Annotated in this window: 14 protein-coding genes and 1 tRNA gene; 5 read left to right on the forward strand and 10 right to left on the reverse strand. The window is 68.1% G+C overall.

Features of this window, described 5'->3' with window-relative positions; genetic code table 11:
- Nucleotides 1-20: 20 nt before the first annotated feature.
- From CAL11_RS00540 to CAL11_RS00555, 4 genes are all read right to left on the reverse strand, one after another.
- Complete coding sequence (locus CAL11_RS00540) at nucleotides 21-1,241, reverse strand: CaiB/BaiF CoA transferase family protein (RefSeq protein ID WP_086091825.1); 1,221 nt, start codon at nucleotides 1,239-1,241, stop codon at nucleotides 21-23.
- Nucleotides 1,238-1,882, reverse strand: coding sequence for a hypothetical protein (locus tag CAL11_RS00545; protein ID WP_086091826.1), 645 nt, complete (start codon nucleotides 1,880-1,882; stop codon nucleotides 1,238-1,240). The genes CAL11_RS00540 and CAL11_RS00545 overlap by 4 nt, the downstream gene beginning before the upstream one ends.
- Nucleotides 1,879-3,531 (reverse strand): rhodanese-like domain-containing protein, encoded by a 1,653-nt coding sequence (locus CAL11_RS00550; protein WP_244172889.1) that lies wholly within the window; start codon nucleotides 3,529-3,531, stop codon nucleotides 1,879-1,881. The genes CAL11_RS00545 and CAL11_RS00550 overlap by 4 nt, the downstream gene beginning before the upstream one ends.
- Nucleotides 3,532-3,631: 100 nt before the next feature.
- Nucleotides 3,632-4,441, reverse strand: coding sequence for an IclR family transcriptional regulator (locus tag CAL11_RS00555; RefSeq protein WP_033468293.1), 810 nt, complete (start codon nucleotides 4,439-4,441; stop codon nucleotides 3,632-3,634).
- A 302-nt stretch (nucleotides 4,442-4,743) separates the two neighbouring features.
- On the opposite strand from CAL11_RS00555, the gene trxB reads away from it, so the two are divergent.
- On the forward strand, nucleotides 4,744-5,700 hold the full coding sequence (trxB, locus tag CAL11_RS00560) for a thioredoxin-disulfide reductase (RefSeq protein WP_086091828.1): 957 nt from the start codon (nucleotides 4,744-4,746) through the stop codon (nucleotides 5,698-5,700).
- Between the two features lie 5 nt (nucleotides 5,701-5,705).
- Here the strand turns inward: trxB and CAL11_RS00565 are convergent, their stop codons facing one another.
- Nucleotides 5,706-6,629, reverse strand: coding sequence for a LysR family transcriptional regulator (locus CAL11_RS00565; RefSeq protein ID WP_086091829.1), 924 nt, complete (start codon nucleotides 6,627-6,629; stop codon nucleotides 5,706-5,708).
- An 89-nt stretch (nucleotides 6,630-6,718) separates the two neighbouring features.
- Here CAL11_RS00565 and CAL11_RS00570 point away from each other — a divergent pair, with 89 nt between their 5' ends.
- The 4 genes from CAL11_RS00570 to CAL11_RS00585 all read left to right on the forward strand — a co-directional run bounded on the left by CAL11_RS00570 (nucleotide 6,719) and on the right by CAL11_RS00585 (nucleotide 9,965).
- Nucleotides 6,719-7,600: an amidohydrolase family protein gene (locus CAL11_RS00570; protein ID WP_086091830.1), complete on the forward strand. Its 882-nt coding sequence runs from the start codon at nucleotides 6,719-6,721 to the stop codon at nucleotides 7,598-7,600.
- Between the two features lie 18 nt (nucleotides 7,601-7,618).
- Nucleotides 7,619-8,569 carry an alpha/beta hydrolase gene (locus CAL11_RS00575; protein ID WP_086091831.1) on the forward strand — a complete coding sequence of 317 codons (951 nt, stop codon included), beginning with the start codon at nucleotides 7,619-7,621 and terminating at the stop codon, nucleotides 8,567-8,569.
- 84 nt (nucleotides 8,570-8,653) lie between these two features.
- Entirely contained in the window at nucleotides 8,654-9,589 is a 936-nt protein-coding gene (locus tag CAL11_RS00580) for a tripartite tricarboxylate transporter substrate binding protein BugE (RefSeq protein ID WP_244172890.1), read from the forward strand.
- A gap of 55 nt (nucleotides 9,590-9,644) precedes the next feature.
- Nucleotides 9,645-9,965 (forward strand): DUF2007 domain-containing protein, encoded by a 321-nt coding sequence (locus CAL11_RS00585; protein WP_086091833.1) that lies wholly within the window; start codon nucleotides 9,645-9,647, stop codon nucleotides 9,963-9,965.
- 47 nt (nucleotides 9,966-10,012) lie between these two features.
- Here the strand turns inward: CAL11_RS00585 and CAL11_RS00590 are convergent.
- The 5 genes from CAL11_RS00590 to CAL11_RS00610 all read right to left on the reverse strand — a co-directional run bounded on the left by CAL11_RS00590 (nucleotide 10,013) and on the right by CAL11_RS00610 (nucleotide 13,652).
- Nucleotides 10,013-10,088: transfer RNA gene (locus tag CAL11_RS00590), tRNA-Thr, on the reverse strand.
- A 77-nt stretch (nucleotides 10,089-10,165) separates the two neighbouring features.
- The gene (locus CAL11_RS00595; RefSeq protein ID WP_033468273.1) at nucleotides 10,166-10,615 is read right to left on the reverse strand and encodes a ClpXP protease specificity-enhancing factor; all 450 of its coding nucleotides are present in this window, start codon (nucleotides 10,613-10,615) and stop codon (nucleotides 10,166-10,168) included.
- A gap of 10 nt (nucleotides 10,616-10,625) precedes the next feature.
- Nucleotides 10,626-11,237: a glutathione S-transferase N-terminal domain-containing protein gene (locus CAL11_RS00600; RefSeq protein ID WP_003815819.1), complete on the reverse strand. Its 612-nt coding sequence runs from the start codon at nucleotides 11,235-11,237 to the stop codon at nucleotides 10,626-10,628.
- A gap of 158 nt (nucleotides 11,238-11,395) precedes the next feature.
- On the reverse strand, nucleotides 11,396-12,250 hold the full coding sequence (locus tag CAL11_RS00605) for a cytochrome c1 (RefSeq protein WP_080700006.1): 855 nt from the start codon (nucleotides 12,248-12,250) through the stop codon (nucleotides 11,396-11,398).
- A 19-nt stretch (nucleotides 12,251-12,269) separates the two neighbouring features.
- Nucleotides 12,270-13,652 (reverse strand): cytochrome b, encoded by a 1,383-nt coding sequence (locus CAL11_RS00610; protein ID WP_033468270.1) that lies wholly within the window; start codon nucleotides 13,650-13,652, stop codon nucleotides 12,270-12,272.
- Nucleotides 13,653-13,665 lie beyond the last annotated feature (13 nt).

The following is a 13,665-nucleotide window of genomic DNA, read 5'->3' on the forward strand; positions in this document are numbered from 1 at the left end:
TTTTCTCCCTTGTGTTGGAATCAGATTCCGTCGCGCGGCGGCCCCTTGACGACGCGCCGCAGGCGCAGTGCTTCGTAGGTATCGCCGTCCATGCCCATGGTCCGCAGGATGGCCTGGGTGTCGGCGCCGTGCGCGGGCGCGGGCGCGCACGGCATGGCCGGAATCGCGGAGAACGCCACGGGCAGGCCGACCACCTCGATGTCGCCCAGGTCGGGATGCGCCATGGGCCGCAACGCGGCAAGCTGCGCCGCCTGCGGATCGTCCAGCGCCTGGGCGACCGAGTTGACGGGGGTCGCCGGAACGCCGGCTTGCCGGCAGCGCTGCAGGGCATCGTCCAGCGGCAACGAGGCAAAGCAGCCGTCGAGCAGTTTCAACAGCTCGCGCCGGTGCGCGACGCGATCGATGTTGCGCAGGAAGCGTGGATCGTCGGCCAGCTCCGGCTGGCCGATGGCGGTGGCCAGCCGGCGCCACAGGCGGTCGTTGCCGGCGGCAACGAAAATCCAGCGATTGTCGTGGCACAGAAAACACTGGTAGGGAACCAGCGAGGGATGGGCCGAACCCATGGGAGCGGGCTTCTGGCCGCACAGCAGGTAGTTCTGCGCCTGAAAGTTGAGCAAGCCCACGGCGGAGTCGAACAGCGAGGCGTCCAGCCGCTGGCCGACGCCGCTCGTCTGCCGCATCAGGATGGCGTTGCTCACCGCGAAGCCGGCCAGGGTGCCGGTGAAGATGTCCAGGGCCGAGACGCCGCACCTGACCGGCGGGCGGCCGGGTTCGCCGGTGATGGCCATGACGCCGCTGAACGCCTGCATCAGGGCTTCGTAGCCCGCCTCGCCGGCTCGCGGACCTTGCCGGCCGAAGGCCGCGATCGAGCAGTAGATGAGACGCGGGTTGCGCGCCGCCAGGGCGTCGTAGCCCAGGCCCAGCCGCTCCATGGTGCCGGTGCCGAAGTTCTCGATCAGTACATCCGCCGTGTCGATGAGGGCGGCGACGATGTCACGGCCTTCCGGCGCCTTCAGGTCGACCGCGATCGAGCGCTTGTTGCGATTGTTGGCGACGTAGACCGGCGAGTGCCCTTCGCGCTGGGGCGCCCAGTGCCGCGATTCGTCTCCGCCCTCGACGTCTTCGACCTTGATCACGTCGGCGCCCATGTCGCCCAGCAGCGCGCCGCACACGGGGCCGGCCAGCACCCGCGACAGGTCGATGACGCGGACGCCCTCCAGGGGCAGCCTGGCGCCGTTCATGCCAGGCCGCCGCGCAGGGCGCCGCGCGCGGGCACGACGCCCGTGGCCGCGGGAAACGTCCTGGAGGTGCCCTTGGACAGGCTGTACATCCGGCGATCGTGGCAATGCTCGACGCTCATGCCATACAGGTGCAGGCTGCCGTGCGGGCCGTCTTCGCCGAGCGCGATCGCATGGATGTCCTGCGGCATCAGGGCCACGGCCGTTCCCGCGACGATGTCGAGTTCGCCGCTGAGTTCCAGGCGCGCCCGGTCCGGATCCGAGCCGTCGTCGAGGCGCCGGTACAGCTTGTTGTGCTCGCGGCCGTACATGCCCGCTATGACCGCCCAGGTGTGATGATCGTGCGGCGGCGCGAAACCGCCCGCGGCCGGAGCCACGACATAAAGCGCATAGCGATGGTCCGGATCTTCGGCCAGGCAATACATGCTGGAGTTGCCGCCTTCGATGGGCGGAAACTCCTCGATGGGAAACAGGTGGCGCTCGGCCGCCAGCGCCAGCAATTCATCGCGGATGCGCGCCAGGCCCGCGCGCGTGATTTCCGGTTCGGCGATCTTGCGCACCCGCGCCAGCATGGCGCGGATCCTGCCGTTGCGGGCCGCCAGCAGGGCGTCGTGCGCGGGGCTTGCGCCCGGTTGCGTGGTCATGAGGCCTCCTGGTCGTCTTCCATATCTGCTGCCGGCGGCCGGGGCATCCGGTACGCCGTATACAGCGGGAGCGTGGGAATCGCCTGCCGCGTCAGGGCCTGTTCCCACTCGAGGTAATCGCGCATGGCCCGCAGGCCGGCGTCATACGGCTGCACGACGACGTCGGCGGCTTGCGCGACGCCGTCGCCCGGCCCGGACACGAGCGGCAGGCCTTGCGCCTGCCAGGCCGTCACGCCGCCGGCCAGCACGGCCGTGTCGAAGCCGGCGAGCCGGGCATTCAGGGCGGCCGACATTGCCAGCGATTCGTCGTGCGCCATGAGCACGACGGTGCGCTCGTCGTGCCGCCTGGCGCGGGCCGCGAGCCACGATTCCAGGCCGCCGAACGGCACCCACTCGGCCGCCTCGGGGCGGCCGGCGAGAAAGCGGGCCTGCGTATCGACGTAGACGCGCTGCATGCGCGCGCCCGCTTCGTGCACGTCGCGCGGCGGGCACGGCCGCGCCGCCAGCGCGGCGTCGGCACGGTCGGCCGGCGGTGGCCGGTCGCGCCCGCTGTCCAGGGTGTATCCGGCGGCGCTCCAGGCCGCCAGCCCGCCGGCCAGGATGGCCACGCGGGGCAATCCCATGGCGCGCAGCCAGTATCCGGCCAGCGCGGCGCGCGCTTCGTCGTCATCGACCAGCACGACCTGGGCTGCGCGCACCGGCACGAATTCATCGGTGCGTTGCACGGCCAGGCCTCCAGGCAGCGCGATCGCCCCGGGCAGGTGCCCGGACCGGTATTCGGCGACCTGGCGTATGTCCAGCAGGTAGAGGTTGAGACGCCCCGCATGGCGGTCGTCGAGCCAGCGCGCCAGCGTTGCGGCGTCGACGCGGGCGACCCCCGCCGTGCGCGCCAGGGACTGCGTGCGCCGCGCGCCATGACGCCGGCTGGCGGCGCTTGCCGCGAGACTGCCCGAGCCCGGGCCGCGCTCCAGGGCCAGGCCGGCCAGGCGCCAGCCCATGGTGCCATTCTCGAGCGCATAGGCGTCCCGCACCCCCAGCAGGCGCAGGCTCTCGCAGGCGATGATGCTGCGCGTGCGTCCCGAGCAGTGCACCACCACCGGCTGGCCGGCGCGGCGCAGGTCGCCGGCGTGCCAGGCCAGGTCGCTGCCGAATGCGCCGGCCGCGCCCGGAATGCGCGCGCGTCCGTATTCCTCGGGAGAGCGGATATCGCAGACCCGATGCGCGCGGCCCGCCTCGCGCCAGGCCTGCAGGGCCGCGATCGGCAGGGCCGGCGTGGCCGCGTGCGCATGCACGGTTTCGCCGAACCATTTGCTTGGCACATTGCTGCCGCGGCACGACGCTTCGCCTTGGGCCAGCCATGCGCGCAGGCCGCCGTCGAGCACGCGCACGTCGGTGTAGCCAAAGCGGGCCAGCGCCTGCGCGGCCAGTCGTGCGCGCTCGTCCGGTCCGCCATCGTCGTACAGCATGATGGGCGTGGACCTGCGCGGCACCAGGCCCGCGATGCGCGCCGCCAGCATGCGGCGCGGCAGGAAGGTCGCGCCGAAGATGTGGCCCTGGTGCGCCTGCGCGCTTTCGCGCGCATCGAACAGGGCATACTCGTCGGAGGTGGCGCGCAAGTCCCGCAGCTCGGAAACGGTGGACAGTTTCATGCAGGCAGTATCTGTGATCGAACAGGCGATCACAACGCGATTGCCATGCCGCGCGCCTAAGGTTCACATACTGAAAGCTAGTGGCGCGTCTTGCGCGAATTCAATCTTCCAGCGCGCGCCGGATGGCGTCGACCATGTCGAGCAGGCGGGGCCCGACCACGTCGATGAGATGCGGGCTCAGCTCATCGGCCTGTCTGTTCCTCACGCGCACGGCGCAGTTGAACACCAGCAGTTCCTGGCTTTCCGGCACGCGCATGGGCACGGCGACCGCCCAGGTGCCGCGGTCATAGTCGCCGCGCGACAGGCAGAAGCCATGCGCGGCGTAGTCGGCGCGGCTGTGTTCGAGCTCTTCGGCCTGTTCGGCCATCAGCTCGGGATGGTAGATGCGCAATTGGTTCATCAGCCGTTCGCGTTCGGACGGCTGCGAAGCCGCCAGATAGGCGCGGCCCATGGCGGACACGAGCATCGGGAAGGTTTGTCCGATATCCGGCTTGACGTCCAGGGCATTGCGGGCCCTGGCCGTCTCCAGGTACACCATGCTCAACCGTTCGCGCGCGCCCAGCGATACCCAGCCGTGGGCATAATCGGCCAGTTCGCGCATGGGTACCCGGGCAACCTGGCGCACATTGACGTTGGCCAGCAAGGGGTGGGCCAGCGAAAGCACGGCATTGCCCAATTCATACTTGCCGTACTTGCCCAGATGACGGTGATGCTTGAGGTACCCCATGAGCGTCAGGGTGTAGGTCAGGCGCGATACGGTGGGGCTGGGGATTCCCGTGCGCGCGGAGATTTCCTTGTTGGTCAGAAACGGTTGCCGGACGTCGAAGCAGGCCAGCACCAGCAGGCCTCGTTGCAGCGTCGTCGCGAACTGCCGGTCCGTGGTTTCCATTGCGTCGATGAGCTGGTCCATGTCATCCGACCTCCTTCGCTACCGACGACCTGTCGGCCCTGGGCCAAGCATAGCCCTCCCCTCATCCGGCCGGCGCTTGCTGCGCTGCGATCGTTCGCTATGCGAAATCTTCGCCGCGGCGACGCCGTTGCGGAGGGCGCTCCGAGTGTACTTGAGCCGCGCCTGGGCGGCGCACGCCCGGGGGTTTCCCGCCTCGCGGCCGGCGTGCATTTCGCCATGCAAGCGCTAGGCGCGCGCCGGCGTGCGCGGCCGTTTCGCGTACCTATAATCGCCGGCGTTCAAACAACGCCGGAGGCTGGTTCGTGAATCCACCCAAGCATGCCAAAGTCCTGATCCTGGGCTCCGGCCCGGCGGGATATACCGCCGCCATCTATGCCGCTCGCGCCAATCTCGCGCCGCTGGTGGTCACCGGCCTGGAGCAAGGCGGGCAGTTGATGACCACCACCGACGTCGACAACTGGCCCGCCGATCCCGACGGCGTACAGGGCCCGGCCTTGATGCAGCGCTTCCTGCTGCATGCGCAACGCTTCGATGCCGGCATCGTTTCGGACACGATACACACGGTCAGACTGGACCGGCGCCCGTTCGCGCTGGCGGGCGACCAGGGCGCCTATACCTGCGACGCCCTGGTCATCGCCACCGGCGCCTCGGCCAGGTACCTGGGCCTGCCTTCCGAGCGCGCGTTCATGGGCAAGGGCGTATCGGGCTGCGCTACCTGCGACGGCTTTTTCTACCGCAACCGGGACGTATTGGTCGTCGGCGGGGGCAACACCGCCGTCGAGGAAGCGCTGTATCTGTCGAACCTCTGCCGCACCGTGACCGTGGTGCACCGCCGCGACCGGTTCCGGGCCGAGCCCATCCTCGTCGACCGGCTCCAGGCCAGGGCGGCGCTGGGCAAGGTGACGTTCGAATATTTCCGCGAACTCGATGAAGTGCTGGGCGATGCCTCCGGCGTGACGGGCGCGCGCTTGCGCGACAACCGCGACGGGACCGCCCGGGACGTCCCGGCCGCGGGCGTCTTCATCGCGATCGGCCACGCGCCCAACACCCGCTTGTTCGAGGGCCAGCTGGCGCTGCGCAACGGCTATATCGCCACGCGCGGCGGCTTGTCCGGTCTGGCGACGATGACCTCGGTACCCGGCGTGTTCGCGGCGGGCGACGTCCAGGACCATGTCTATCGCCAGGCCGTCACCAGCGCCGGCTCGGGCTGCATGGCCGCGCTGGATGCGCAGCGCTGGCTGGTGGAAGGGACCGCCTAGCCGCTTCAGCGCGCCGGACGCGCGGCCAGCGTCCTGAGCAGGCCCAGCGTGGCCGTGGCCAGGCGGTCGGCCGGGCGCGCCAGCGGCGTGGCGAGCACCAGCGAGTTGCGGATCGGCTGCGGGCCGATCGGCGCGACCTGGATGTCGCTGCGGGCGGCGTAGGCCGCCACGGCGCCTTCGGGCAGCACGGTATAGCCCATGCCTTGCACGACCAGCGGGATCAGGGTCTGCGCGGCGCCGACCTCGACGACGGGGTGCAGCGCCAGGCCGTGCGGACGCAGCAGCGCGTCCAGCAGCACCCGCAGGGCGTTGGGCTCGGCAGGCATGATCAATGGCAGCTCGGCCAGCGTGCGCAGGTCCACGTAGGCGGGCAGCGCCGGCGCGTCGACCGGCGCGACCAGCAGCAGGGTCTCCCGGCGCAGCGTTTCGCAGGCCAGCTGCGGCGACGCCTGTGGATCGAACAGCAGGGCGGCGTCGAGCCGCCCGTCGAGCAGCCACTCGCGCAGGTGGATGCTCAGGCCTTCCTGGATCGAGAGCGCAGCGCGCGGGAACTGCTCGCGAAAGGCTTGCACCAGCGGCACGGTCAACCAACGCGCGATGCGCGGCGGCAGGCCCAGGGTCACCCGTCCGGTCGGGCTGGCCTGCAGGTCGCGCAGTTCATCGCGCGTGCGCCGGGCCAGGTCGAGCAACGCGCGCGCATTGGGCATGAGCGCCAGCCCGGCCGCGGTGGGTATGACCCCGCGCCCGGTCCGCTCCAGCAGGCGTTGCCCCAGGTCCTCTTCCAGCAGGCCGACCTGCCGGCTCAGGGTCGGCTGGGTCAGGCCCAGCTTGGCTGCCGCGCGGCTGAAGCTGCCGGCTTCGCAGACGTGCACGAAATAATTCAGTTGCTGGAGATCCATGGCGCGCCGTGGCAGGACTATACGAAACAAGCATAACTGATATAGAGATTGATGCTCTTATCGTTTATCTCGCGGCTGGGCAGAATACGTTCCATCACAGCAGGATCTGCCATCGAGCCATGAGCGCCCATTCCGTCCCGCATGCATCCGCCGCGCCTGTCTGCCTGGCGCCGCGGCCTGCCGTCCCGCCCACGGCGGTGACGGTTCCGCCCGGCGCCTGGGATTGCCATGCGCACGTACTGGGGCCGGCCGACCTGTATCCCATGCAGGCCGAGCGCAGCTACACGCCGCCGGACAGCCCGGCCGCGCATTACGCGGCGCTTCTGGATACGCTGGGGCTGCGCCGCGGCGTACTGGTGCAGCCCAGCGTCTACGGCACCGATAACCGCCTCCTGGCGCAGGCCGTGGCCCGGCCCGAGTGGCGCGGCGTCGCCGTCCTGGACCCGGCGGCGGACACGCGCCAGGTGGCCGCGCTGCACGCCGCCGGCGTGCGCGGCTTTCGCCTCAATCTGCTGTTTCCGGGCGGCCCCGGGCTGGATGCGCTGGAGCGCAGCGCCGCCCTGGTGGCGCCATTCGGCTGGCACGCGCAGTTGCTGATCGACCTGCGCATCCTGCCCGGGATCGAGCACCGGCTTGCCCGCTTGCCCGTGCCGGTGGTGTTCGACCATCTAGGACATTTTCCGTACGAGCTGGGTACGGACTGGCCGGGGTTCCATACGTTGTTGCGGCGCGTGGCCGCGGGCAGGACGTACGTCAAGCTGTCCGGCTCGTACCGGCTGTCGGCGCGGGCATCGCACGTTGCCGATGTCGCGCCCATCGCCCAGGCGCTGGTGCGCGAGGCGCCGCAGCGCCTGGTCTGGGGCAGCGACTGGCCGCATGTCGGCCGCTTCCAGGACATGCCGGCCACCCATGCACTGCTCGACGCCCTGGCGTTGTGGTGCCCGGACCCGTCCGCCCAGCGCTCGATCCTGGTCGACACCCCTACCCAACTCTATTCCTGAACCTACGGAGATCCGGCAATGCGCAGTCGATCCGCACGCTTCTACAGCGATGGCCTGAAACTCGCGGGCACGCTGTTGGTGCCCGACAACTACGAACCCGGGCAGAAGCGGCCAGCCGTGCTGGTCTGCCACGGCCGCTTCGCGATCAAGGAATGGGTGCCGTCGCGCTGGACGCCCTACTTCCTGGCTGCGGGCTATGTCTGCATGGTGTTCGACTACCGCAACCTGGGGGAGAGCGAAGGAACGCCGGGGCGCATCATTCCCGATGAGGAAGTGCGCGACGCGCGGCACGCCTTGACCTATCTGCAATGCCAGCCCGAAGTCGATCCCCGGCGCATCGGCGTGCTGGGCTGGGGGCTGGGCGGCGGGGTGGCCGTCAGCGCGGCGGCGCACGACGACCGCATCAAGGCGGTCGTCTGCGCCAGCGGCGTGGCCAACGGGGGGCGCTACGGCCGGGTCGGCATGAGCGAGGCGGCCTGGGCCGCACGCCAGGAGCAGATCGCCGCCGACCGGCGCCAGCGCGTGTTGACGGGCCGGTCGGCGCGGCTGTCGCGCACGGAGATTCTCGGCCGCCCCGACGCGCAGCGCGCCGAGCGGCACGAGCGCCAGGGCTGGATGGACAGCCTGGTTGCGGCGGTCGGCCCCGAGCGCGCCGCCGACCCGGGCAAGCTGGGCATCCCGGACGAGATCACGCTGGAGTCCATGGAAGCGCTGTACGATTTCGCGCCCGACGCCGTGGTGCATCGCATCGCGCCACGCCCCGTGCTGATCGTGCACGCCCGCGACGACCATGAGTTTCCGTTCGAGCATGCGGCCGACATGTACGAGCGCGCCGCGCAACCGAAGCAGCTCATCGCCGTCGAGGACGCCGGCCACCTCGACTGGATCGACCCGGCTCATCCGAGCCAGCAGGTGTACGTGCCGCAAGTCGTCGCCTGGATGCAGGCGCAATTGCCGCTCGACGCCTGAGCCGCCATTCCGATCAAAACAGGCAAGGGGAAACACATGAAAAAACTGGGCAGACTGTTATTGCTTTCGGCCGCTACCGCGCTCATGGCCGCGCCAGCCGCGCGGGGCCAGGCCGCCGGCTATCCGCAAAGGCCGATCACGCTGATCGTGCCCTTCGAAGTAGGCGGGCCGACCGACATCCTCGGGCGCATCGTCGCCGAGACGCTGAGCGCGAAGATCGGTCAGACCGTCATCGTGGAGAACAAGGGCGGGGCTGGCGGCGCGATCGGCTCCGAAGCGATCGCCAAGGCCGCGCCCGATGGCTACACCATCGGGTTGGCGACCATCTCGACCCATGTGGTCAATCCGTCGTGCAACAGGCATCTCCGGTACGACCCGCTGCGCAGCTTCACGCCGGTCGCATTGCTGGGCAGCATGCCGAACATCCTGGTGGTGCGGCAAGGCTTCGGCACCGCCACCTTCGCCGAATTCCGCGAAAGGCTCAAGCAGGACTCCGGGCAGTACAACCTGGGCACCGCGGGGCCATGCTCGTTCGGCCACGTCATGCTCGAACACCTCAACCAGGAACTGGGCAGCCATATCGCGCACGTGCCGTACCGCGGCTCCGGGCCCGCCGCCTCCGACCTGCTGGGCGGTTCGCTGGACATGATGATGGACATCTATCCCCTGTTGGGCCCGCATATCGCCGCCGGCAAGCTGAAGGCGCTGGCGGTGGCGTGGCCGAACCGGCTGTCGCGGCTGCCCGACACGCCGACATTCGACGAGCTGGGCCTGCCCAACCTGAGCACCACGTCCTGGTACGGCCTGGTGGCGCCCGCCGGGCTGCCCGCCGACCGCCTGGCCGTGCTGTCGCGGAAAATCGGCGAAAGCCTGCAGGACCCGGCGCTGCGGCGGCGCTTCGAGGAAGCGTACATCCACGCGGCGCCGCAGGAATCGCCACAGGCATTCAAGGATTTTCTCGCCGCGCAGTTCAGCAAGGAATCCGCTTTCATCCAGTCGCGCAACATGGGCGCGAACTGACGCCGGCGCAAGGCGATATGATGGTGCCGTCTTCGCTTTCGTAGAGGTGGCACCCATGATGCGATTGATGCGCGCGCCCGACCTCATGCTGGGGCAGCATTGGGTCAACCTGTTGCGGCAGGCGGGCATTGCCTGCCGCCTGACCGGCCTGTACCTGCAAGGGGGTGCGGGAGAGATCCCGGTGGACCAGTGCGGCCCCGACCTGTGGCTGGAAGACGAGCGCGACAGGGACGTCGCGATGCGCCTCATCGAGGGGCCGGCCGACGCCGGGGCGGGCCTGCGCGCGCCCTGGCATTGCGACGGCTGCGGCGAATGGCTGGAGCCGCAATTCACGACTTGCTGGCAGTGCGGGGGGATGCGTCCGGCGCAGGCGTGAGGCCGGCGTTCGGGGCGTTTCCGTGGGGAGGCTGGCCGGATGGCCGATGGTGCCGGTGAAAGGAATCGAACCCTCGACCTTCTCATTACAAGTGAGCTGCTCTACCAACTGAGCTACACCGGCATGGACGCAAGCGGCGCATGGCCGCTTGCGAGGGACTGCATTGTAGTGAAACTTCGCGCCGCAGTCTTTCGGGCAGGCTACTTGACGATGGTCAGATGCGGCCGCTTGGGTTCGTCGCCATCGCCGTCGTCGCCGGCCGGCGAGGCGGCGGCATCGCCGGCCTCGGCCGACTCGGGCGCCGGGGCCGCGGCGTCCTCGTGCTCGGGCGCTTCGTAGGCTTGCACCTCGAAGCCCATGCCGGCGCCGGTTTCGCGCGCGTAGATGGCGCTGACGGCGCCCACCGGCACATAGACGTTCTCGGTGACGCCGCTGAAGCGGGCCTGGAATTCGATGAATTCGTTGCCCAGCGACAGCTTGTTGGTGGCCAGCGTGCCGACGTTCAGGGTGATCTGCCCGTCGCGCACATGGGCGACGGGCACGACGGTGTGCTCGTCGACCTGCACGGTGATGTATGGCGTGTAGCCGTTGTCCGTGCACCACTCGTGCAGTGCGCGGATCAGGTACGGTTTGGTCGAAGTTTCGCCCATGGACTTCCTTTTAGCGGCGCATGACTTTTTCGGAAGGCGTCAGCGCTTCGATATACGCCGGGCGCGAGAAGATACGCTCGGCGTACTTCTGCAGGGGCGCGGCATTCTTGGGCAGTTCGATGCCGTAGTGGTCCAGGCGCCACAGCAGCGGAGCCACGGCCACGTCGAGCATCGAGAATTCATCGCCCAGCATGTACTTGTTCTTCAGCAGCATCGGGGCCAACTGCGCGAGGCGGTCGCGGATGCTCTGGCGGGCCTGCACCATCTTCTTGTCGTCCGGCTTGGCGCTGCGGTCTTCCAGGGCGCAGACGTGCACGAACAACTCTTTCTCGAAGTTGTACAGGAACAGGCGGGTGCGCGCGCGCATGACCGGGTCGGCCGGCATCAGCTGCGGGTGCGGGAAGCGCTCGTCGATGTACTCGTTGATGATGTTGGACTCGTACAGCACCAGGTCGCGTTCGACCAGAATGGGCACTTGACCGTACGGGTTCATGACCGAAATGTCTTCGGGTTTGTTGTACAGGTCGATGTCGCGGATTTCGAAATCCATTCCCTTCTCGAACAGCACGAAACGGCAGCGTTGCGAGAACGGGCAGGTGGTTCCGGAATAGAGCACCATCATGGCGATAAGTCCTTGTATGAAAAGCGAAAGGCCAGCGCCGCCAAATTAGCAGGCGCTGGCCCCGATTGCCAGGCGGGATAGGCGTACAGCCCTATCGGTACATGCCGAACCTTACCGGGAAACTCAGCGCGGGTTCGGACCTGGCGGGGCAATGCGGGTTAGCGCACGTGTTTCCAGTAAGCGGCGTTAAGGCGCCAGGCCACCACCAGGAACAAGCCCAGGAACAGCAGAACCCAGACGCCAAGCTGCTTGCGGTACAGCTGGACCGGTTCGGCCATCCAGGACATGAACGCGGTCAGGTCGGCCACGTCCTGGTCGTAGGCGGCGGATTGGGCCGGATTGACAGCTTTGAATCGGGTCTCCAGCGAGCCGTGGCCGCGGTAATCGGCCAGGGGTTCGGTCTTGGCGGTTGCGTAGCCCTGCGCATCATAAACCGTGGTGACGCGCTCCCAGTTCCTGGTGCCGTCGGCGGCTTCGACCTGGTGCACGGCAACCGTGGTCAGCTCGCGCGGGCCCTGGCGATCCCAGAGCGCATGCGGCATGCCCACGTTGGGGAACGCCAGGTTGTTCCAGCCGGTGGCCTTGGAGGTGTCGCGGTAGAACGTACGCAGGTAGGTGTACAGGTAGTCGGCGCCGCTGGGGCCGGCGTTGACCGACTTGGCGCGCGCGATCACCGAGAGGTCGGGCGGCGTGGTGCCGAACCACTTCTTGGCGTCCTGCGGCGTCATGGCGATCTTCATCAGGTCGCCGACCTTGTCGCCGGTGAACAGCAGGCTGTCCTGGATCTGCTTGTCGGTTAGGCCGATGTCCTGCAGCTTGTTGTACCGCATCGACTGCGCGCTGTGGCAGTTCAGGCAGTAGTTGACGAACAGCTTGGCGCCGTTTTGCAGCGAGGCGACGTCGTTGATGCGATCGGGCGCCTTCTCCAGGGGGAAGCCGCCTTCGGCGGCCAGGGTGGCGGTGCACGTGAGCATCAACGCGACGGCACCAATCAGCTTTTTGATCATGGTCATTCCGTTATGGATAGTTGGCTCAGTGGGCATGGAACGTCACGCGGTCGGGGACGGGCTTGAACGTGCCAAGCCGGCTCCAGACGGGCATGAGGAAGAAGAAGCCCAGATAGATCAGCGTGCCGATCTGCGAGGTCAGGTTGAACGCATCGCTAGGCGGTTGCGTACCCAGATAGCCCAACACCAGGAAGTTGACGATGAAAATGCCATACAGCCACTTGTGCCAGGTCGGCCGGTAACGGATCGACTTGACCGGGGAGTGGTCCAGCCAGGGCAGGAAGAACAGGATCACGACCGCGCCGCCCATGGCCACCACGCCCCAGAACTTGGCGTCGATGGTGCGCAGCAGGACCGCGACCACCACCAGGATGACCGGCGCCACGATGCGCATGGCGCCCTTGGCGCGCAGCAGCAGCGCGATGGCGCCCAGGATGGCCGCGCCGGCCAGCACCCAGGTGAACACGTCGGTGGTGGCGCGCAGCATCGAGTAGAACGGCGTGAAGTACCACACCGGGGCGATGTGCGGCGGCGTCTTGAGCGGGTCGGCCGGGATGAAGTTGTTGTATTCCAGGAAGTACCCGCCCATCTCGGGGCCGAAGAACACGATGGCCGCGAAGATGATCAGGAAGCCCGCCACGCCCATGATGTCGTGCACCGTGTAGAACGGGTGGAACGGGATGCCGTCCTTGGGACGGCCGTACTTGTCCTTGGGGCCCTTCTTGATCTCGACGCCGTCGGGGTTGTTCGAGCCGACTTCGTGCAGCGCCACCAGGTGGGCGGCCACCAGGCCAATCAGCACCAGCGGGATGGCGATGACGTGGAACGAGAAGAAGCGGTTCAGGGTGGCGTCGGACACGACGTAGTCGCCGCGGATCCAGATCGACAGCTCCGGGCCGATGAACGGAATGGCCGAGAACAGGTTCACGATCACCTGGGCGCCCCAGTACGACATCTGGCCCCAGGGCAGCAGATAGCCGAAGAAGGCCTCGCCCATCAGACAGAGGAAGATGGCCACGCCGAAGATCCACACCAGCTCGCGCGGCTTGCGGTACGAGCCGTAGAACAGGCCGCGCAGCATGTGCAGGTAGACCACCACGAAGAACATCGAGGCGCCGGTGGAGTGCATGTAGCGCACCAGCCAGCCCCACGGGACTTCGCGCATGATGTATTCAACCGACTGGAACGCGCGTTCGGCATCGGGCTTGTAATGCATGACCAGGAAAATGCCGGTCACGATCTGGATCACCAGCACCAGCAGCGCCAGGGAGCCAAAGAAGTACCAGAAATTGAAATTCTTCGGGGCGTAATACTCGGACAGATGCGCCTTCCAGGTGGAGGTCACCGGGAAGCGCTGGTCCAGCCAGCCCAACAAGCCTGTCGTCTCGACGGTTTTCTCGCCAGCCATGAAACGGCTCCTT

The sequence above is a fragment of the Bordetella genomosp. 6 genome, assembly GCF_002119705.1.
In the GTDB taxonomy this organism is placed as follows: Bacteria; Pseudomonadota; Gammaproteobacteria; order Burkholderiales; family Burkholderiaceae_B; genus Bordetella; species Bordetella bronchiseptica_F.

Excerpts from the sequence above, each read along its gene's own strand:
- CAL11_RS00595 (WP_033468273.1), bottom strand. The coding sequence starts at position 10,615 with ATGGGCGAAACTTCGACCAAACCGTACCTGATCCGCGCACTGCACGAG.
- CAL11_RS00600 (WP_003815819.1), bottom strand. The coding sequence starts at position 11,237 with ATGATGGTGCTCTATTCCGGAACCACCTGCCCGTTCTCGCAACGCTGC.
- CAL11_RS00550 (WP_244172889.1), bottom strand. The coding sequence starts at position 3,531 with ATGAAACTGTCCACCGTTTCCGAGCTGCGGGACTTGCGCGCCACCTCC.
- CAL11_RS00545 (WP_086091826.1), bottom strand. The coding sequence starts at position 1,882 with ATGACCACGCAACCGGGCGCAAGCCCCGCGCACGACGCCCTGCTGGCG.
- CAL11_RS00575 (WP_086091831.1), top strand. The coding sequence starts at position 7,619 with ATGCGCAGTCGATCCGCACGCTTCTACAGCGATGGCCTGAAACTCGCG.
- CAL11_RS00580 (WP_244172890.1), top strand. The coding sequence starts at position 8,654 with ATGGCCGCGCCAGCCGCGCGGGGCCAGGCCGCCGGCTATCCGCAAAGG.
- CAL11_RS00610 (WP_033468270.1), bottom strand. The coding sequence starts at position 13,652 with ATGGCTGGCGAGAAAACCGTCGAGACGACAGGCTTGTTGGGCTGGCTG.
- CAL11_RS00540 (WP_086091825.1), bottom strand. The coding sequence starts at position 1,241 with ATGAACGGCGCCAGGCTGCCCCTGGAGGGCGTCCGCGTCATCGACCTG.
- CAL11_RS00570 (WP_086091830.1), top strand. The coding sequence starts at position 6,719 with ATGAGCGCCCATTCCGTCCCGCATGCATCCGCCGCGCCTGTCTGCCTG.
- CAL11_RS00605 (WP_080700006.1), bottom strand. The coding sequence starts at position 12,250 with ATGACCATGATCAAAAAGCTGATTGGTGCCGTCGCGTTGATGCTCACG.
- CAL11_RS00555 (WP_033468293.1), bottom strand. The coding sequence starts at position 4,441 with ATGGACCAGCTCATCGACGCAATGGAAACCACGGACCGGCAGTTCGCG.
- CAL11_RS00585 (WP_086091833.1), top strand. The coding sequence starts at position 9,645 with ATGATGCGATTGATGCGCGCGCCCGACCTCATGCTGGGGCAGCATTGG.